This window comes from Anabaena sp. 4-3 (genome assembly GCF_001597745.1).
Lineage (GTDB): Bacteria > Cyanobacteriota > Cyanobacteriia > Cyanobacteriales > Nostocaceae > Trichormus.
Genome location: NZ_LUHJ01000026.1, coordinates 324,737 through 344,529 on the forward strand (window position 1 = coordinate 324,737; position 19,793 = coordinate 344,529).

14 protein-coding genes are annotated in these 19,793 nt (G+C 42.0%); 7 read left to right on the top strand and 7 right to left on the bottom strand.

Going from position 1 to position 19,793, the window contains the following annotated elements; translation table 11 throughout:
• Nucleotides 1-108: DUF4351 domain-containing protein (locus A3775_RS23475; RefSeq protein WP_156481580.1), on the top strand; the 108-nt coding region annotated here is incomplete at its 5' end.
• 44 nt (nucleotides 109-152) lie between these two features.
• Here A3775_RS23475 and A3775_RS07985 read toward each other — a convergent pair.
• Together A3775_RS07985 and A3775_RS07990 are read right to left on the bottom strand one after the other, a co-directional pair.
• Nucleotides 153-1,370 carry an ABC transporter permease gene (locus tag A3775_RS07985; protein ID WP_066424471.1) on the bottom strand — a complete coding sequence of 406 codons (1,218 nt, stop codon included), beginning with the start codon at nucleotides 1,368-1,370 and terminating at the stop codon, nucleotides 153-155.
• Nucleotides 1,370-2,833, bottom strand: a complete 1,464-nt coding sequence (locus A3775_RS07990; RefSeq protein WP_066424473.1) for an efflux RND transporter periplasmic adaptor subunit — start codon at nucleotides 2,831-2,833, stop codon at nucleotides 1,370-1,372. The genes A3775_RS07985 and A3775_RS07990 overlap by 1 nt, the downstream gene beginning before the upstream one ends.
• 396 nt (nucleotides 2,834-3,229) lie before the next feature.
• On the opposite strand from A3775_RS07990, the gene A3775_RS07995 reads away from it, so the two are divergent.
• Nucleotides 3,230-4,078 carry a tetratricopeptide repeat protein gene (locus tag A3775_RS07995; RefSeq protein ID WP_066383880.1) on the top strand — a complete coding sequence of 283 codons (849 nt, stop codon included), beginning with the start codon at nucleotides 3,230-3,232 and terminating at the stop codon, nucleotides 4,076-4,078.
• Between the two features lie 167 nt (nucleotides 4,079-4,245).
• On the opposite strand, the gene A3775_RS08000 is transcribed toward A3775_RS07995, so the two are convergent.
• Nucleotides 4,246-4,650: a response regulator gene (locus A3775_RS08000; RefSeq protein ID WP_066383873.1), complete on the bottom strand. Its 405-nt coding sequence runs from the start codon at nucleotides 4,648-4,650 to the stop codon at nucleotides 4,246-4,248.
• Nucleotides 4,651-4,947: 297 nt separating this feature from the next.
• Here A3775_RS08000 and gyrA point away from each other — a divergent pair, with 297 nt between their 5' ends.
• Both gyrA and A3775_RS08010 read left to right on the top strand, forming a co-directional pair.
• Nucleotides 4,948-7,455, top strand: coding sequence for a DNA gyrase subunit A (gene gyrA / locus A3775_RS08005; RefSeq protein ID WP_066383872.1), 2,508 nt, complete (start codon nucleotides 4,948-4,950; stop codon nucleotides 7,453-7,455).
• Nucleotides 7,456-8,031: 576 nt separating this feature from the next.
• On the top strand, nucleotides 8,032-8,211 hold the full coding sequence (locus tag A3775_RS08010; protein WP_066383871.1) for a chlorophyll a/b-binding protein: 180 nt from the start codon (nucleotides 8,032-8,034) through the stop codon (nucleotides 8,209-8,211).
• Nucleotides 8,212-8,342: 131 nt separating this feature from the next.
• Here A3775_RS08010 and rpoD read toward each other — a convergent pair whose 3' ends face one another.
• Nucleotides 8,343-9,515: an RNA polymerase sigma factor RpoD gene (gene rpoD / locus A3775_RS08015; RefSeq protein ID WP_066383861.1), complete on the bottom strand. Its 1,173-nt coding sequence runs from the start codon at nucleotides 9,513-9,515 to the stop codon at nucleotides 8,343-8,345.
• Between the two features lie 1,956 nt (nucleotides 9,516-11,471).
• Nucleotides 11,472-13,409, bottom strand: coding sequence for a DNA topoisomerase (ATP-hydrolyzing) subunit B (gyrB, locus tag A3775_RS08020; RefSeq protein WP_066383860.1), 1,938 nt, complete (start codon nucleotides 13,407-13,409; stop codon nucleotides 11,472-11,474).
• A 364-nt stretch (nucleotides 13,410-13,773) separates the two neighbouring features.
• On the opposite strand from gyrB, the gene miaA reads away from it, so the two are divergent.
• Complete coding sequence (gene miaA, locus A3775_RS08025) at nucleotides 13,774-14,670, top strand: tRNA (adenosine(37)-N6)-dimethylallyltransferase MiaA (protein ID WP_066424561.1); 897 nt, start codon at nucleotides 13,774-13,776, stop codon at nucleotides 14,668-14,670.
• A 173-nt stretch (nucleotides 14,671-14,843) separates the two neighbouring features.
• Here the strand turns inward: miaA and A3775_RS08030 are convergent, their stop codons facing one another.
• A complete protein-coding gene (locus A3775_RS08030; protein WP_066383998.1) occupies nucleotides 14,844-15,551 on the bottom strand; it encodes a Uma2 family endonuclease in 708 nt (235 codons plus the stop codon).
• 217 nt (nucleotides 15,552-15,768) lie between these two features.
• On the opposite strand from A3775_RS08030, the gene glcD reads away from it, so the two are divergent.
• Nucleotides 15,769-17,241, top strand: coding sequence for a glycolate oxidase subunit GlcD (gene glcD, locus A3775_RS08035; protein WP_066383858.1), 1,473 nt, complete (start codon nucleotides 15,769-15,771; stop codon nucleotides 17,239-17,241).
• A gap of 421 nt (nucleotides 17,242-17,662) precedes the next feature.
• Nucleotides 17,663-18,913 (top strand): glycoside hydrolase family 10 protein, encoded by a 1,251-nt coding sequence (locus tag A3775_RS08040; protein ID WP_066383856.1) that lies wholly within the window; start codon nucleotides 17,663-17,665, stop codon nucleotides 18,911-18,913.
• 304 nt (nucleotides 18,914-19,217) lie between these two features.
• Here the strand turns inward: A3775_RS08040 and A3775_RS08045 are convergent, their stop codons facing one another.
• Nucleotides 19,218-19,673: an EVE domain-containing protein gene (locus tag A3775_RS08045; RefSeq protein ID WP_066383853.1), complete on the bottom strand. Its 456-nt coding sequence runs from the start codon at nucleotides 19,671-19,673 to the stop codon at nucleotides 19,218-19,220.
• Nucleotides 19,674-19,793 lie beyond the last annotated feature (120 nt).

Sequence of the window (19,793 nt, forward strand, 5' to 3'; positions counted from 1 at the left end):
GTCACTCAATTAGAGGAGTTAGCTGAGGCTTTGTTAGATTTTACTAGCCAAAGTGATTTAATTAATTACTTGGCGAATATCTCCCCGTCTTCAAGCAATACCATTTGAAGATACAAATACCTGGGTGGGGGTTTAGCAATGCTCAACCCTTACTAAACGCTTCTGAGTGCCACAATTGGATCGAGTTTAGCAGCACGACGGGCGGGAACGACACCGAAAAATAAACCAATGCCACCGGAAACACCTACAGCCGTCATAATGGCTACGGGAGAAATTGCTGCTTCTAGGGGTGTTATAGCTCCTACTAACATAATGCCACTGACACCAACGGCAGTTCCAACTAAGCCACCAATGGCAGAGACAATTACAGATTCAATGATAAATTGCAGTAATATATCTTGTTCTGTCGCGCCAATGGCTTTGCGTAGTCCAATTTCTTGGGTGCGTTCGGTGACGGAAACTAGCATAATATTCATGATACCAATACCACCGACAAACAGAGATATGCCAGCGATCGCAGCTAGCATGATTGTTAATGCACCAGAAATCTGTCCGACTGTTTGCAAAGCATCTTTTTGAGTACGGATAGTAAAATCATCTTCACCGACGAGTTTATGGCGTTGTCGCAGTAAATTGGTGATTTGAAATACGGCTGCATCTACGCTATCGGCATTGTTGGCGGAAGCTACAATATAACTTAACTCCAACCCATAGGGAGATGTGCGCCCAACAATGCGGTTAGCCATTGTGAACACGGGTATCAAGGCTGCATCATCATAATCAACGCCTAAGCTTGAGCCTTTGGTTTCTAATACTCCAATCACCTGAAAGCTAGCATTCTTAATTCTCAGTTGTTGACCTACGGGGTTACTATTACCAAAGAGTCTATTAGCTAATTTTCCCCCTAATACGGCAACTTGATTACTGCGCTTCATGTCTACGTCGCCAAAAAACCGCCCTTGGGCGACTTCAAAATCCCGCACGATTAAAAAGTTGGGGGTTGTGCCAATAATGTTGACATCTGTGTTGCGATTACTGTAGGTGACAACCTGCCTACTGTTTAACTCCGCAGTCACGTCGGCGATGGTTGGTACTTGGGTAGCGATCGCGTTAGCATCTTCATATACCAAAGTCTTTGGTACTTCTCTAGAAATCCGTTGAGTTGCCTGATTACCTGGAATAATAAACAGTACGTTCGGCCCTAAAGATTCTAACTGTTGTTGTACGAATCTTTGTCCGCCTTCACCAATTCCGATCATCGCTATCACCGAAGCGTTACCGATGACAATACCCAACATAGTCAGGGCGGTACGTAGTTTATTAGACAGCAGGGTTTTACCTGCCATTTGCATACTTTCTAGCAGGTTCATTAATTACCCTCTTTTTTCTCCTTCTCCAGTTTGTAATCTTTTGGCAAATCCACAAACACGCGATCGCCTGTTTTTATACCTGATAAAATTTGCGTTTGGTCTTGGATTTGTGCGCCAATGGTGACTTCCTGAAACTGGGGTTTATTCTTCGCATCCGGTATAAGTACGCCAGTTTTGCCATTTTCTGTCAAAATTGACACCGTTGGCACTAGCACAGCATCATTGACGCGATCGCCCAAAAAGGTAAGATCGACATTTAAGCCAGAACGTAATTTTTCTGTACCTGTTTTCAGAGCTACCCGCACCTGAAAGGATGTCACACCTTGTTCTACAACCGCTTCTGGTGCAATCAAACGCACCTCACCTTTAAACACTTCATCAGGGTAAGCATCAGCCACAATTTCCACCTGCTGTCCCTGTTGAATTCTACCAATATCTGCTTCGGGAATTTGCGCTAAAACTTCCAAATCCTTGGCTACAGCCACAATTGAACTCGAAGTAGCTGATGCACTGGTAGAAGCTGAAGTTGTGGGTGTGACAAAAGCCCCAATGTTGGCGTATTTCTGAGTCACAACCCCAGAGAAGGGCGCGCGAATCATTGTATCTTGTAGTCTGACTTCTGCTGCTGCTAACTGGGCTTGAGCCGCTTTGACTGCGGCTTGACGTTGGGCGATTTCTTCAACACGGCTACCTTCTTCCAATAGTACCAAGGCGGCGCGGGCTTCGATGACAGCTGCTTCTCTAGCTGTGATTACCTCGCTACGAGTCCCAGTTTCCAGCAGCGACAATCGTTTTTGTGCTTCTGCCAAATTCGCTTTTGCGCTTTTATCTTCGCTAATCGCTTGATCGAGTAATTGTTTTCTCTCTGCTCCCTGTTGGTAAAGATACTGATAACGCTTTACTTGTTCAGATGTATAGTTTACCCTAGCGCGTGCCGCATCTACTTGGGCTTGGACTTGGGCAATTTCTTGGGGACGATTACCGGCACGGGCTTCGGCTAACTGGGCTTGTGCCTGTGCCAAACGCGCTCTAGCTTGGGCGATTTCTTGGGGACGATTACCTGCTTGGGCTTGGGCTAGCTGGGCTTGTGCTTGTGCTAAATTAGCGCGGTATTGAGCAATTTGGGCGGGGATATCACCTACATCCATTCTGGCGATAATTTGTCCTTGCTGCACGCGATCGCCTTGTTCTACATATAATTGTGCTAGTACGCCTGGGTTTTTCGGACTAATATTTACACTTTGAACTGGAACTACTTTCCCACTGGCAGTAATCCGCAAAGTTACATTTTTGGCTTCTACAGGTACGGTTAGTTGCGTTACGTCTTGTTTGTTAGCTCTTTGATTGACAATGGTGTAGCTCGTTGTACCCACAACCAAAGCTCCCGCCGCTAACAATCCCACTAGCCACCGGGTTGGGTATTTAACTTTGCCAATAATGGGAACTTCTATGTACGCAATCATCAGTAGTTGCCTATGAAAATTTTTGGTGGTCTTAATTAACAGGTAAGAACAGTTATCTCAAGATTTTAAAACTCTGGGGGGGAAAATAAATTTTTATTGCCAATTAAACATTTAGACGCATAATCATGATAAAAGTTGCTGATTCTACACTATCCTAGCCTTTATCAGTTGTTTATGCCTTTAATTTTCCGGTGAAGTGTTCAAACATTTCAGAAAAAGTCATGATTGTTGGTTGTTGACTGTTGATGGTTGATGGTTGATAGTTGGGTAAAAGTCGTCTCCCTCCGCTCCTCCGCTCCTCCAGTGCTAACGACTGTAAAATTGGCCTGCCACCTCAAGCGGATATCGTTTAAGCTAGCTGAAAGATTATTGATATATGGTTTAAGAGGCGGTAGTGTGCCTAAATACTTTCGGTTAATTTCTCTTTTACTCGTCTGTGGTTTGTGGAGTGTGCCAAAAACTGCTCAAGCCCAGGCTTTGATACCTCATACTGTGCAACTAGATACGGATAAGCTAGAAAAGCAAGGGTTAAGTTTAGCACAAGAAGCAGCCCAATTAGGGCAGTTTCAGCAGTATGAGTTGGCTATACCACGAGCGCGACTAGCTAGCCAACTAGCTCCTAAAAATGATAAAGTTTGGTTTCTCTTGGGTGGCTTGTATTTGCAAACCAAAGATTATGATGGCGCGATCGCAGCCTTAACTCAAGCCCATACTCTCAATCCGAAAAATGCCGATATTTTATTTGCTTTGGGTTCGGCTAATTTTCAACAAAAAAAATATACCACAGCAATTGACAATTACCAAGCTGGCTTGAGGTTAAAACCCAATCACCCAGAAGGTTTGTTTGATTTGGGTAATGCCTACTATATGGTGGGCAGACTGACAGATGCGATCGCCGAATATAATAAAGCTGTGGCACAAGACAATAAATTTTGGCCCGCAGTTAATAACATCGGCTTAATCCAATATGAACAGGGTAATGTGCAAGCAGCCATTCAGCAATGGCAAACGGCTGTTTCTCTAGATAAACAAGCAGCCGAACCATTATTAGCAATGGCTGTGGCAATATACACTAAAGGCGATCGCCAACAAGGTTTGACTTTAGGTGAAAATGCACTTCGCATCGATCAACGCTATGCTGATTTGGATTTTCTCAAAGAAAATCTGTGGGGCGATCGCTTACTTGCTGATGCGAAACAATTCTTGGAATTACCCCGGATTCAAGCCGCCTTAGATTCCCGCTAAAACTTACTTGATAACTTATAAGCGGAGCATTTACAGCTCCGCTTTTTTTACCAGATGATTTTCCTAGTTGCCAATTACACTATACTGTAGTACATATATACTAACAGAGGAAAATGTTCGCCAATAACACCAACTGGTGAATATTCCGCAGAGAATGTCTAAAGTTTTCAGCTGTTGTCTGTGGGGAGAAGTGCCATGATTTGGTCAACGAACTGTTGATGGTCTACAACAGGTTTAGAGATGTAGTCATCAGCACCACTTTGTTTGAGAAAGTTCTCGCGATCGCCTTCCATCGCGTGTGCTGTGACTAAAATTACAGGTAAATTTGCTGTTTGTGGATCAGCCTTTAACATCTGGGTAATCTTAATACCATCAACAGACTTACCTTGATAAACACTTCTAGAGAGAGAAACATCCATTAAAATCAAGTCTGCTTCTCCTGACTGGGCGATTTGAATTACTTCTTCCACATTTTCAGTATGTTTAACACCTAAACCACCCCGCTTAGTCAAAATCTTAGAAAAAACACGAGCGTTAATCAAATCATCTTCGACAATCAAAACAGTCTTCATGAGAATTTTATTTACAAACGTGAGGGGGAAACACCAATTCTAAATTTCAAATCAAATTATGGTTACACAACTATAGGCAACCTAGAGCAGCAAGGGTTGATTACCAGTCGATGACACACTAAACTGTCTCCTTTTTAATAATCTATATACATCGGAGTCATCAAGGATAATACTACGGCTTTTACTTCGGTGATAATCAAGATTGTGTAAGGAATCCCATTTCATCCGTTATGCTGTGTTTGCTGCAATGTTTAGCACCAGCAACTTTTGTGTAGTTAAATCTCAGGGAAAAAACTCATGGCAAAACAGTTAAACCTTCTCGCAACGGGACAGGTAATCACAACGGCCCTGCATACCGAGATGCAACGGTCTTACCTAGAATATGCCATGAGTGTGATTGTCGGACGAGCATTACCAGATGTTCGTGACGGTTTAAAGCCAGTGCATCGGCGGATTTTATACGCGATGCACGAATTAGGTTTGACACCGGATAGACCCTACCGCAAATGCGCCCGTGTGGTGGGGGATGTCTTAGGTAAATATCACCCTCATGGCGACCAAGCGGTTTATGATGCTTTAGTCAGACTGGTGCAAGATTTTTCCAGTCGTTATCCCTTACTAGCTGGACATGGTAACTTTGGCAGCGTGGATAATGACCCCCCGGCGGCGATGCGCTACACAGAAACCCGTCTTGCACCGATTAGCCATGAGGGGATGCTGACAGAAATCGGCGAAGAAACAGTAGAATTTGTCGGTAATTTCGATAATTCGCAGCAAGAACCCACAGTTTTACCGGCTCAATTACCCTTTCTGTTGCTGAATGGCTGTGCAGGAATTGCGGTGGGCATGGCGACGAATATCCCTCCCCATAATTTAGGGGAAATTGTGGATGGCTTAATTGCACTAATTGATCAGCCAGATTTACCAGATGAGAAGTTATTAGAGTTAATACCAGGGCCAGATTTTCCCACGGGTGGGGAAATAGTCGGGGATGCGGGGATTCGAGACGCATACATTACCGGCAAGGGTGGGATTATGTTACGGGGAGTCGCCACAGTTGAAGAAATTCCCGGCGGTAAAGGTAGCAAGCGGCGGACGGCGATTGTGGTGACTGAGTTACCTTATCAAGTTAATAAAGCCGGCTGGATTGAAAAAGTGGCTGATTTGGTAAATCAAGGTCGTTTGCAAGGTATTTCTGACATTCGGGATGAAAGCGATCGCGAAGGGATGCGAGTTGTGATCGAACTCAAACGCGATACCAACCCCCAAGAAGTGCTACAGCATTTGTATCACCAAACCGCTTTACAATCTAATTTTGGGGCAATTCTTTTAGCTTTAGTCGATGGACAACCACGCCAGTTAAGTTTACGCCAACTTTTACTAGAGTTTTTAAATTTCCGAGAACAAACACTTAACCGTCGTTATAGTTATGAATTAGGTAAAGCAGAAAGTCGGCTACATACAGTCGAAGGATTACTCACCGCTTTGTCTGATGTCGATGAGGTAATTACAATTTTGCGACAAGCCGCCGATGGTAGCACGGCGAAAATCAGTTTGTGTAGTCGCCTGGATTTAAGCGAAAATCAGGCTGATGCTATTTTAGCGATGCCATTACGTCGCCTCACCAGTTTAGAACAGCAAAATTTACAGCGTGAGTTTGAGGAACTGCGGCAACAAATCGCTTTACTGCAAAAATTGTTGAGCGATCGCAAAGAATTATTGAAAGCTTTGAAAAAAGACCTGCGATCGCTCAAGCGCAAGTACGGCGATTCGCGTCGTACCAAGATAGGGACGAATATTCCAGAGGAGTTACCCAAAAGCGAAACCACCAGCAGACAAAAAAAACCCACCTTAGCTGAAGTCGAACCGGAAGTTACTACACCGGCGGAAGATGTCACCTTAGAATTGACTCAACGGGGGTATGTACGTCGTCTTCCCCTCTCCGGGAGAAAGTCAAAACTAGAAAATGGTTTAAATGATCATGACTTCATCATTCAAACCGAATTGACCGACACCAATAAAGATTTACTTGTACTCACCAGTGGTGGTAAACTCTACCCGGTGAAAATAGGCGATATTCCCCCCACTACTACACGTTCACCACGGGGAACACCATTAATTACCATGTTGACAAGTACCGCCCAAGGTACACAAGAAGCGGTAGTCAGTCGGTTTGTACTGCCAGAAGATTTAGAAACTCAGCAGATAGTTCTGTTGACGAAGCAGGGAAGAATTAAGCGTCTGTCTTTGAGTGAACTAACTAACCTGACAAGACGGGGAATTACAATTATCAAACTCAAAGATGATGATGAGTTGTTATTAACTCAGTTGACTCAGCCAGGAGAGCATTTAATTTTAGCTAGTTCTGGTGGGCGGTTGTTACGCTTCCCAGTGAATGAGGCACAATTACCCATTATGGGTAGAACAGCGATGGGTTTACAAGCATTACGTGTACTGAAACATCAACCAATGGTAGGGTGTGTGAGTTCGGCGGAAGCTGATCATTTATTGCTAGTCACAGAAGAAGGTTACGCCAAACGCTTACCTATTAATCAGCTAAAAACAGCGAATCGTGGTGATTTAGGAACGCAAGGCTTAAAATTTGCTAGCCAAACAGATAATCTAGCGGGTATGGTAGGAGCGATCGCAGCTTCCGAAGTGGCTCTAGTGACCAATAAAGAGCGAGTGGTGCGAATCCCCACAGATAGTATACCTATTTTGACCAGAGACAATAAAGGTGAAAGCATCCTGCAACTCAACCGTGATGAAAAAGTGATGAATGTCGTCCCTGTGCGCTCATCGTGAGCATCCACTCAGCTAGAAGTTAACAGATTGACTGTTAGTCGGGTGCGTCAGAATGAATATTTTCTTGGTATAGCTAGGGTGACTCGTACTGACGCACCCGACATTTTGGATGTTTTTTGCTCTGGAAGTCCCTAATTACGCAATAGATCCCCGACTTCTTTGAGAAGTCGGGGATCTGATTGTTACATGGTTAATGCTAATTATTCCTAATACAATTTGTCAGGTGGGCATTGCTTACAAGTTTCTCAGACCCTGATTTTGATGTTTTTGGCTGTGCATCGCCTTACTTTAATTGAGAATACAGCCAGCTATGAGCAAATTTTGTGCTAAAATAATTGATAAATAATAGCAATATCTATATTTATTCATACAACTATCTATTTCTGGGTGGTCGCTTTTATCTGACATCCTTCTGCCAAAAGATAGATGTATGAGCCTGTTTATCAATTTTCCCTAACAATAGCATTGAGTTTATGGCAACCAGAATATAAATAAATGTTGCAATTTAGAAAAATATTGTTATATTAGTTTACATAAGACAACAATCCTTAGAAAATTCAGTTTGGAGTGGCAACCATGACAGACACAACCAAAGTTACAGCTCCAGTCATCGAAGACCGTAACGCTTGGCGTTGGGGCTTTACCCCCCAAGCAGAAATTTGGAATGGTCGCTTGGCAATGATTGGCTTTTTAGCAGCTGTATTGATTGAACTGTTTTCCGGTCAAGGATTCCTACATTTTTGGGGTATTCTGTAATTTTTAAGTGTCAGATTGCCTAGGCATACTAAAGAGTTAAACAAAAAAACCTGGGAGTTTATCTATATCCCAGGTTCTTATTGTTTTTTAGACGCGATTCATCACGTCTCTAGATGAATTTTGGCTTTTGACTAGCGAATGTATTCTTTAAGTACGCTGTTGCGATTGGGATGGCGTAACTTCCGCAGTGCTTTTGCCTCTATTTGACGAATTCTTTCGCGGGTGACGTTGAAAATTTGTCCGATTTCCTCTAAAGTTTTCATACGGCCGTCATCTAAACCATAGCGTAGTCTGAGGACATCGCGTTCACGGGGGCTGAGGCTGTCGAGGACTTTTTCTAAGTCTTCCCGGAGCAGATTTTTAGAAACTTGGTCTTCTGGGGTTTCGCCGTCAGATTCAATAAAATCACCCAAGCGAGAATCTTCTTCTTTACCAATGGGTGTTTCTAGGGAAATGGGCAACTGAGCAGATTTAGCGATGAACCGCAATTTCTCGATAGTCATTTCCATACGAGTTGCGATTTCTTCTTCTGTGGGTTTGCGTCCCATTTCTTGAGACAGCAATTTGGTGGTTTTCTTGATGCGGGAGATGGTTTCGTAGAGATGGACTGGTAGGCGGATAGTCCGGGATTGATCGGCGATCGCTCTGGTGATAGCCTGACGAATCCACCATGTAGCGTAGGTGGAGAATTTATAACCTTTCTCGTGATCGAATTTCTCAGCCGCACGAATCAAACCCAGACTACCTTCTTGAATCAAGTCTTGGAATGATAAACCACGGTTCATGTACTTCTTAGCAATAGAAACCACTAGCCGTAGGTTCGACTGCACCATTTTATCTTTCGCTCTGCGACCTAGATGCAAGCGATAACGGAAAGCTGGCAATGGCAATTGTACTGCTTCTGCCCATTCACTATCACGCGGATCACGTTCTAACTGTTCTGAGAGTCTTTCCCGTATCCTTTCTAATTCGAGTAAGTCAGCAATTTTTCTGGCTAATTCAATTTCTTCATCTGCCCGTAACAGGCGAATTCGACCAATTTCTTGCAAGTACAGGCGAATCGAATCTTCGGTATAATGCTTCTTCTTGCTTTGTGTCCGACGACGCGATTTAGCGGCTTTTCCAGACTTTGCGTCGTCCTCATCAGTCTGAGGCTCTAAAAACTCATCAATTTCGCCGTCATCGGTAAGCAGTAAGTCCTCCTCGTCTTCAATTAAGAGGTCTTCTAACTCGATCTCAGGCTGATTCATCATTTCTAGGTCAGGCTGATAAATGCTATCGAGTACGTTGTTAGCCTGGTTCATGCCGCGTTCCTCATGCTCCTTGCAGAATCAATTACTCAAAATTTGTTGACTGCTCTTTTTAAACTGAGCTAGTGAACAAATAAAAATAGGGTTTTAGATGGATTTCCCTGGTGTGTTTGGGAAGTTCCCGCCAATGGAGAAATTTCTTACTCCTCGTGAAAAGTCGCAGTTAATGCTGACTTACTTACTCATTCCATACCAGCCAAAAGTGTTGCTGTGGCAGACACTTTTATTTGGTTTGTCTCTAACAAGACTTGTCTTGATAAAAAAATTTACCACTTCATCACATATTAATTATGACTGTTGGCATATTTTCTTATAAAGACTCTTCCGATTGTAGCCTGTTTCACAAAAATTGCACTCTTTTTGTGTATTAATCATTAACTCATGAAGCAAGGTAAAGCCACTACTATCAAAAAGTCTTGAAAAATGGTAGTGATACCCTTAAATTTTCTCTAAAGCTTTTTGCAATTGCTGTGGGTTGTCTTCACATTCTCAGGATTTTAAAGCCTCCTTTACACAATTTCTGGTATTTTCTAAGACATGAATTACCTAAAAACTGTGTATTTTATATCAACTGAGTCCAGAAGCATTAACGCACCCATTTTTACATTTCCTTCATAAATAACTCAGTCCGGAGAATTGGGGCTTGATTTCCCAAGAAATAAAGACACCAACAGAAATAGTTCTTGCCTTGAGAAACTTAAGTTTCTACGTGCAGAACTCCTTTACTAGCTAGTAAAGGCTGGGGGAAACTTGCCGGGTGGCAGTTGGCGATTTGAATTTAGTCTTATTCACACATTAACGCACTGCTGAGATTTCTACCCTCTAATTCTTGACAAACTTTGATTGTTGTATCCAACGATATTTTAATCAATTCAAAAGGCATTTGACAGGTGTAATGAAAGATATTTGCTTAGTTATAGCAAAACTTTATCGAATACACACTAAATTCTGCCTGTGAAAAGATGAAATAGAATACATGAGCAAGTTAGAAGCAGGTTATGACTACTGCTTGTGCAGGAGAAGTATAGTTTAGGTGTTCATGTTTGAGCTTAACCTAATTTTCAATGTGGCTGTTGAGCAAAAAAATTTGAAATCCAATCCCGTGTTTTCCTGGGAAATGTTTTTGTCTAGTGATCTGGGATTTTGAAGATACCGAGATGATGTGACTGAGCAGATTCATCTAGAACTTTTTTTCCCAGCTTAACAAATAAGTTATGAGGCTGGCAGCAAAAGCATCAACCAGCTTTTTTATCCGTTCCGGTGTACCCAGTTGATAACGGTTACTTATTGCTTGAGATTGTCGGAATAATTGACCTCAATGTGAGAATTTGAGGCTTTTGTGACTTAATCCCAGCCAATAACGGATAAATTTTAATTATACTGTCACCCTGTTGACAAAATATGGTTTTTGTGCATTCAGATGAATTGAAAAAAACTGATAATTTAATTAATCAATGATTATGTATATTAACAAACATTTTTATCAGCAACAATTTTAATCAGCGAAAATGTTTCTTTGGGTGGATTGGCAATTTTGTAAAGATATCAAGAAGATGCTGAGAGTCACAGAAAATAGACTGTCAAGTTTTGCTGATGAGACACGGAATTGACCGCAAATCAATGTAGCGCAGAGTAAGCGGATTTATCCGTGGGAATAAGTAGGAGCAGGTTCAGAAAGATGAATATTTATGAAGAAAAATGTCGTTTAATCCGTACCTACTCAGATGAAATCAGTAGGTCAACATAATTAAAGATGATGATGGGATAGATCCCCGACTTCTCAAAGAAGTCGGGGATCTGAGTTAGTAGTGTGCGTCAGAATGAATAATTTCTTGGTATGGCTAGGGTTTCTCGTACTGACGCACCCTACATTTTAGAGATTTTTTGATCTCTTTAAATGTTCGGTGGGCATTGCCAACAAGGTAAAACTCAGGTTATAAGATACTGAGATTAGATATCTAGGTCAGTGAGATTCAATTTAGAACCATAGGTTTCGATAAATTCGCGTCTGGGGGCAACGCGATCGCCCATTAAAATGGTAAATATCCGATCAGCTTCGGCAGCATCCTCAATTTCCACTTGCTTGAGGGTGCGGGTTTGGGGGTTCATTGTGGTATCCCAAAGTTGCCCAGGCATCATTTCACCCAAACCTTTGAAGCGTTGGATGGTATAGTTAGCGTTAGCGGGGAACTTAGCGAGGATGTCTTGCAGTTCGCGATCGCTATAACAATACTCATGATTGCGTCCCCGTTCGACTTTATATAATGGGGGACAAGCAATATAGATAAAGCCTTGTTCGATGAGCGATCGCTGATATCTATAAAAGAAAGTTAACAGTAGGGTGCGGATGTGTGCGCCGTCTACGTCAGCATCAGTCATAATCACGATGCGGTGATAACGTAGTTGGGAAGCGTCGAATTCTTCACCTTTGACACCTAAACCCAAAGCGGTGATTAAGGCTTGAACTTCATTATTTTTATAGATTTTCGAGTCGTCAGTTTTCTCGATATTCAGGATTTTACCACGTAGAGGGAGGATGGCTTGAGTGCGGCGATCGCGTCCTTGTTTAGCACTACCACCTGCGGAGTCACCTTCCACGATAAAGATTTCTGACTCGCTAGGGTCGCGGGAACTGCAATCTGCTAACTTACCAGGTAGTGGGGAAGATTCTAATACAGATTTGCGGCGGACTAACTCCCGTGCGTGACGGGCTGCTTCTGCGGCTTTAAAAGCTTGGATAGCTTTATCTAGAACAGAGTCAGCGACACCGGGATGAAATTCTAAGTATTCAGTCAGGACTTCGCCGACTAAAGAATCAACAATACCTCTAACTTCAGTATTACCTAGTTTAGTTTTAGTTTGTCCTTCAAATTCTGGGTCAGGGACTTTGACAGAAATTACCGCCGTCAAACCTTCGCGGACGTGTTCACCACTGAGGTTAGACTCATTTTCTTTGATTTTATTCCGCTTGCGAGCGATCGCATTCAAAGTTCTGGTCAAAACCGCCTTTAAACCTTCCAGGTGCGTACCACCATCAACGGTGCGGATATTATTGGCAAAGCCTAGCACGTTGTCAGTGTAAGCATCGGTACACCATTGTAAAGCCACCTCCACCTGAACGTTATTCCGTTCACCCTGCACATAAATCACTTCCTCATGGAGTGGCTGCTTTTCGCGGTTCATGTAAGCGATATATTCCCGAATTCCACCCTTGTACTCGTAGGTTTCAACTTTCGGCGTATCGCTTTTCAGCAATTCTAGACGGTTATCGGTAAAGGTAATTTTTACCCCTGCATTTAAATATGCCAACTCCCGCAGACGACTGGCGAGGGTAACATAATCAAATTCAGTTCCAGTGGTAAAAATTTGAGCATCTGGCTTAAAACTGACAGAAGTTCCCGTTCTCGGTTCTTTATAAGACTTGGCGACGAGTTCCGTCACCGGAACACCTCTTTCATATCGCTGAGTGTGAACCTTTTTGTCTCGCCAAACCGTGACTTCTACAACTTCTGACAAGGCGTTTACTACAGAAATACCAACCCCGTGCAAACCTCCAGAAACTTTATAACCGCCACCGCCAAATTTACCTCCAGCGTGTAGTACAGTTAATACAGTTTCTAAAGCTGATTTTCCCGTCCGCGAGTGAGTATCGGTAGGAATACCCCGACCATCATCGGTGACAGACACGGAACCATCAGCATTGAGATCGACCTCTATGTGAGTACAGTAACCTGCTAATGCCTCATCAATAGAGTTATCTACCACCTCATAAACTAAATGGTGGAGTCCTCGCGGCCCGGTAGAACCAATGTACATCCCCGGTCGTTTGCGGACGGCTTCCAGACCTTCCAGAACTTGAATCTGATCGGCACTGTAACTGCTCGTCATGAAATTTCTCCTGATGCGTGGGGTTGAAAGTGCCTAAAGGCTAAAAATTCAAAAACACACCAAGATTTTAACACAAAAGCCTTAATGACGGTTGCAGGGCAATTTTATGAGAAGTTTATAGAGGGGATGTAACCCCATAAGTTTTTTAGATTATTGCCTGGAATATTTCCAATTTGACTAATTTTGAGATAAGAGACATTAAGAGCTTGTAGCATTGAGTCTCACAAGAGCAAAATGCCTCAAGATTTTAGCACAAAAGGAATTGGGGATTGGAAGGGACTGGGGATTGGGGACTGGGGGATGAGGGAGATTTTTTCCCAAGTCTCTTTAATTTTGAATTTTGAATTTTGAATTGTTATGGCTAATGACTAAATTAATTGTGATTTGTGGTGCTACGGCGACGGGTAAATCTGGGTTAGCTGTGAATTTGGCGATGCGGTTGGGTTCGGTGATTTTAAGTGCTGATTCCCGTCAGGTTTATCGTGAGTTTAATATCGGTACGGCGAAGCCAACTTTAGCAGAACAGAAATTAGTTCCCCATTATTTGATTGATATCTGCGAGCCAACAGATACAATGACGGTGGCAGACTATCAAGAACAAGCACAAGCTTTAATTAATTCTGTTGCTGTATCTCCACTGTTATTGGTGGGAGGTACTGGGTTGTATATTCGCTCAATTGTGCAAGGGATGAAAATTCCGAGAGTTGCACCTGATTATGAATTGCGATCGCAGTTAGAAACTCTCGGTCAAACTACACTTTACGGCATCTTACAACAAGTTGATTCCACTGCTGCCCAAAAAATTCATCCCAATGATCCCGTGCGAACTTTACGCGCATTAGAAGTATTTTATGTGACGGGTATTCCCATTTCTGCCCAACAAGGCGAAAATCCCCCAAATTATCCCATTTTGCAGATAGGTTTAGATTCTCAGGTAGAGAAATTAGACAAGCGCATTCACAAACGCACTGAGCAAATGATTACAGATGGGTTAGTGAATGAAGTCGAATATCTTTGTAAAAAATATGGTACTGATTTACCTTTGTTGAATACTTTAGGCTATCAAGAAATCAAGCAATATTTGAACGGTGATATTTCTTTAGAAACAGCCAAAGAATTAACAGTTTTGCATACTCGGCAATTTGCGAAACGTCAACGTACTTGGTTTAGAGCATATCCTCAAATTGAATGGTTTGATGCGGATGATACTGATTTGTTGGAAAAGGTTTGGCAGCGTGTGGAAGAATTTATCAATAATTGACTTTTTGTGTCAGTATTTTTTTGTCTCACGCAGAGGCGCAGAGGCGCGGAGAGAATGAGGAGGTTGAGATTTAAATATATCAAGTTTTGTCCCATTATTAAGCAAGGTTAATTAACAATATGTAGAGACGTTTCATGAAACGTCTCTCTACTGGTTTTCTGCATGAAAGATTTTTACAGGCTATCAGGATCAATTCCCATAGCCCTGAGTCTTTCTGCTAGTAATTGGGCGCGTTGTTCTGCTTGTTCCGCACGTTGTCGTTCTTGTTCTGCAATTTCATCTCCAGTCAGTAAAACCGTACCATCTTGATAACACCAACGTAACCAAGTATCCTGTCTTCCTTCAAATTCACCTTCCCAGAGAGTAACACCTAAACCTACTTGTTCTAACCAAGTTTCGGATGTCTCAAAATAACGTCTTCCTCTCAGCTCATAAACTCGTAGTTTTTTTTCTCCTAGTTGCTGAGTGGAATCATAAACAATGTAGTAACTAACCCGCATTTGTTCATAAATTTGCAGCTTTTTACCGAGTTCGTCACCTTCTTTATTAGAGACAATTTCAATCACAACTTCTGGAGGTTTTCCAAACCGCCAAACCATGTAACAACGGTTTTGTTTCTCCCACCAATTTGCAGGAGTTTGGACATCTAAGTTGAGGAAAACATCGGGAACAATTGCTGGCTGTTCATCTGTATGATAAATACCAACGTTAGCTTCAGCTAAGAAAGTCTGATTTTTTAAAGCACTGTAAAGAGAACCTACTAATAGACGTTGTTGTTTGGCGGATGCAAAATTGTCCACAGGTGTATCATCTTCAGTAACTAGCTGGTTGGCATCTGGTACATAGAAATCATCATTATTTATCAGAAGTTGCTCAACCATGATTTTATCCATTGATTTAAGAGCCTTATTTCTAGGTTAATGGATTCGAGATATAGGAGCGCAGTTAAATAGATATACTGTATTAATTAAACGTAATACCCAGATACCCGACTTCTCAAAGAAGTCGGGTATCTATCCCATCAGAAATCCCCCTAAACTGCTATTCTGGCAACAATAGTCATTAAACTTACCCACCCAGCCAGCAATATAAAAATCTATGCTTACCCAAGATAAAAAACAACGTAACTGGAAACCCATTATCAAAGCGTTTGAGGCTGTTCTTGGTGCAAATGGCGTAGTACAACGCCGGGAAGAACTCATCACTTATGAGTGTGATGGTTTAACTAGCTACCGTGAACGTCCGGCGGTGGCAGTGTTACCACGCACTACAGAACAAGTGGCGGCGGTCGTCAAAATATGCAACCAGTATGCTGTACCATTTATCGCACGCGGTTCTGGTACTGGTTTATCCGGTGGTGCGTTACCCACACAAGACTCTGTTTTAATTGTCACTTCCTTAATGCGGCAAATCCTGAGCGTAGATTTAGACAACCAGCGTATTGTTGTACAGCCAGGAGTAATTAATAGTTGGGTGACACAGACAGTCAGTGGTGCTGGATTTTACTACGCTCCTGACCCCTCTAGCCAAATTATCTGCTCAATTGGCGGAAATGTGGCGGAAAACTCTGGCGGTGTGCATTGCTTAAAGTATGGTGTCACAACTAACCATGTTTTAGGTTTAAAAATTGTCACGCCAGAAGGGGAAATTGTTGATTTAGGGGGACAAATTCCCGAAACTCCTGGTTATGATTTAACAGGTATCTTTGTCGGTTCAGAAGGAACTTTGGGTATTGCCACAGAAATCACTTTACGAATTCTCAAAAGTGCTGAATCCATTTGTGTGCTATTAGCAGATTTTACCAGCGTGGAAGCTGCGGGGGCGACTGTTTCGGATATTATCAGCGCGGGGATAATTCCTGGCGGGATGGAAATGATGGATAACCTCAGCATTAATGCTGTGGAAGATGTGGTTGCTACTAATTGTTATCCCCGTGATGCTACAGCTATTCTGTTAGTGGAAATTGATGGTTTAGAAATTGAAGTTGCAGAAAATAAACAGCGTGTAATTGACATTTGTAAAAAGAATGGGGCGCGTAATGTCACTTCTGCGAGTGACCCAGAAACTAGGTTAAAGTTGTGGAAAGGACGTAAAGCTGCGTTTGCTGCTGCTGGACATTTAAGCCCAGATTATTATGTACAAGATGGGGTAATTCCTCGGACACAGTTACCCTATGTGTTACAAGAAATTGAGGCGTTAAGTAAAAAATTTGGTTATCCAGTTGCCAATGTATTTCATGCTGGTGATGGCAATTTACACCCATTAGTGCTGTATGATAATGCTGTCCCTGGCGCATTAGAAAAAGTCGAAGAATTAGGCGGAGAAATTCTTAAACTTTGTGTCAGAGTTGGCGGTAGCATTTCCGGGGAACATGGTATTGGTGCTGATAAAAAGTGCTATATGCCAGATATGTTTAGCAATGCTGATTTAGAAACGATGCAGTGGGTAAGAGAAGTATTTAACCCCCAAGGTTTAGCAAATCCTGGTAAAATATTCCCTACACCTCGCACTTGTGGGGAAGCGGCAAATAAAACCAGTAATCAACAGTTTGCAGGAGTCGAAAGATTTTAATCTAGTTTGTAGTAAGGACTTTAGTCCTTAGAAGATTGGAAAGCCATCAAGGATACTAAAAACCCCTCTCCAAATCTCTCCCCTACAAGGAGAGAGGCTTTGAAACGCCCATTCCCTGCCTTGCGGCACGCTGCGCGAATGTAGGGAAGGGGGGCTGGGGGGTTAGGTTTGACAGACTTTGGTGTTAATAATAATACTTTTTAAAGAACCTCTTAGAAGTTTGGAAAAGAAAGGGCTGAAGCCCTGACTACGAACAACGTTCACTAATAACTATCTCATCACTAAATTCTAGCCAAGATATCAAGTTACCAGTTTTTCTTGATATCTTGGTATATTTTGATGTTATTTCTACATTATCCAGAACAATAATGATTTATTCTGTATTGATACATATCTCGACCTAACGAAGTCAAAACCACAGATGAATCGGTTGGCTAAACTTTGTTTGTTTTATTTAGTGTGTGTGCAATTAGTATTGTGCTTAACAATATTTTCCTCTCCTTCCCTCTCAGATTATCAACCAAAAGATAATCTACCGACGACAACAGAAATTCGTGGAGTTTGGCTAACTAATGTTGCTAGTGGTGTATTATTCGTTCCTTGGGGAATTGATCGGGCTGTCAATCAACTATCTGCACTCAATTTTAATACAATTTATCCTGTGGTTTGGAATCGCGGACATACTTTTTATAAAAGTAAGACGGCGAAATTGTTCACAGGTAGCGATGTTCAACCTTTGGTGAATTTTGTACATGGTGGTCAAGATTTTTTGAGAAAATTATTGAGACTTGCGAAACCTAAAGGTTTAACTGTGATTCCCTGGTTTGAATACGGGTTTATGGCACCACCTGATTCCGAATTAGCTAGGCGTTATCCTTATTGGTTGACAACTGGGCAGGGAGGAGTCAAAAGTATTAGTGAAATTTTACCAGAAGAAATTAACAATAACCCTACCAATAAGTTAGTCTGGCTGAATCCTTTGCATCCTGAAGTGCAAGATTTTATTTTGTCGTTAATTTTAGAAGTTGTGACTAATTATGATATAGACGGCATTCAGGTTGATGATCATTTTGGTATGCCTGTACAGTTTGGTTATGACAGATTTACGCTTGAAGTTTATCAAAAAGAACATGAAGGTAAAAGCCCTCCTATTGACCCATTTGAAACAGAATGGATGCGGTGGCGGGCTGATAAAATTACTGAGTTCATGACGAAAATATCTCAAGTGGTTAAGGATATAAAACCTCATCTTAAAATATCTTTATCTCCTAACTCACAAGCTTTTGCCTATAGAAATTATCTCCAAGATTGGGAGAATTGGGTAAAAAATGGTTTAATAGATGAGTTGATTTTGCAGGTTTATACTCATGACAAAAGTGGTTTTATTAGAGAATTAGAACAACCTGCGGTGAAGTTTGCGCGAACTAAAATCCCGGTGGCGATTGGGATTACTACAGGGACTTTACGTAGTCCTGTGAAGATTGCACAGGTTCAAGAACAAGTTCAAGCAGTGCGCGATCGCTCTTTTTTTGGTATATCTTTTTTCTACTGGGAAAGTCTGTGGGGTTACATCACTCCTGAATCACCAAAACAGCGTCGCACGGTTTTTAGTGAATTGTTTGCAGCTAAAGCTGAACGACCTTTAACAATAGCTAAAAAACAGTCAGAATAAACGCAATTGAACTTATCTTCAAAAAACTTAGGGAACACGGTTAGTAGGGTGCGTCAGAATGAATATTTTCTTGGTATATAGGAATCCGATTTGATTAATAAAATTATTTGTGTAGGTAGGGAACAGGGAACAGGGAACAGAGGTGTACTGAGTTTTTTTCAGAAATCAAATATGATTCCTATAGCTAGGGTTACTCGTACTGACGCACCCTACATTTTGGATGTTTTTTTTATCTGGAAGTCCCTTAATACCCAGATTCCTGACTTCTTTGAGAAGTCGGGTATCTATCCCATCATCATTTTATTTAGTCTGTTCTCAACGCCAAAATCTGCTGTGCGACTGCTTCAGACACCGGAATTACTGATAAGCGATTTCCTTGTCTGACTATCATTAATTCTTCAGGGTTAAATTTCTCTTTGAGTGTTGATAGCAAAATGGGCTGAGAAAAATCTTCCACGAATTCCACTACAACTGTTTGCCAGCGAGGAGATTCTATACTTGATTTTGGGTCATAGTAATCACTCTTTGGGTCAAATTGGGTGGGGTCAGCAATACCCGTTTTGACTACACGCATTAACCCAGCAATACCCGGTGGATTTGTGTTGGAATGATAGAAAAAAGCTAAGTCTCCAGGTAGCATTTGACGCAGATAATTGCGCGCTTGATAATTGCGAACACCGTCCCAGATAGTTTGGTGTTGCTGTTTTAGGTCAGCTATGCTAAAAACTTCTGGTTCTGACTTCATGAGCCAATAATTCATTAATTTACAGCACTTTGCAGATAAATGAGGTACACATTTAATATCATAAATCTTGTGGGGGAGCCACTGCGTTGGGCGGCTGTGCCGACTTGTAGCAAGTGGCGTTGGGCATCCTGCCCG

Bases quoted from the DNA above. Each gene is read 5' to 3' on its own strand.
- A3775_RS07985 (WP_066424471.1), bottom strand. From the start codon at position 1,370: ATGAACCTGCTAGAAAGTATGCAAATGGCAGGTAAAACCCTGCTGTCT.
- A3775_RS07990 (WP_066424473.1), bottom strand. From the start codon at position 2,833: ATGATTGCGTACATAGAAGTTCCCATTATTGGCAAAGTTAAATACCCA.
- A3775_RS08000 (WP_066383873.1), bottom strand. From the start codon at position 4,650: ATGAAGACTGTTTTGATTGTCGAAGATGATTTGATTAACGCTCGTGTT.
- gyrA (WP_066383872.1), top strand. From the start codon at position 4,948: ATGGCAAAACAGTTAAACCTTCTCGCAACGGGACAGGTAATCACAACG.
- A3775_RS08010 (WP_066383871.1), top strand. From the start codon at position 8,032: ATGACAGACACAACCAAAGTTACAGCTCCAGTCATCGAAGACCGTAAC.
- rpoD (WP_066383861.1), bottom strand. From the start codon at position 9,515: ATGAACCAGGCTAACAACGTACTCGATAGCATTTATCAGCCTGACCTA.
- gyrB (WP_066383860.1), bottom strand. From the start codon at position 13,409: ATGACGAGCAGTTACAGTGCCGATCAGATTCAAGTTCTGGAAGGTCTG.
- miaA (WP_066424561.1), top strand. From the start codon at position 13,774: ATGACTAAATTAATTGTGATTTGTGGTGCTACGGCGACGGGTAAATCT.
- A3775_RS08030 (WP_066383998.1), bottom strand. From the start codon at position 15,551: ATGGTTGAGCAACTTCTGATAAATAATGATGATTTCTATGTACCAGAT.
- glcD (WP_066383858.1), top strand. From the start codon at position 15,769: ATGCTTACCCAAGATAAAAAACAACGTAACTGGAAACCCATTATCAAA.
- A3775_RS08040 (WP_066383856.1), top strand. From the start codon at position 17,663: ATGAATCGGTTGGCTAAACTTTGTTTGTTTTATTTAGTGTGTGTGCAA.
- A3775_RS08045 (WP_066383853.1), bottom strand. From the start codon at position 19,673: ATGAATTATTGGCTCATGAAGTCAGAACCAGAAGTTTTTAGCATAGCT.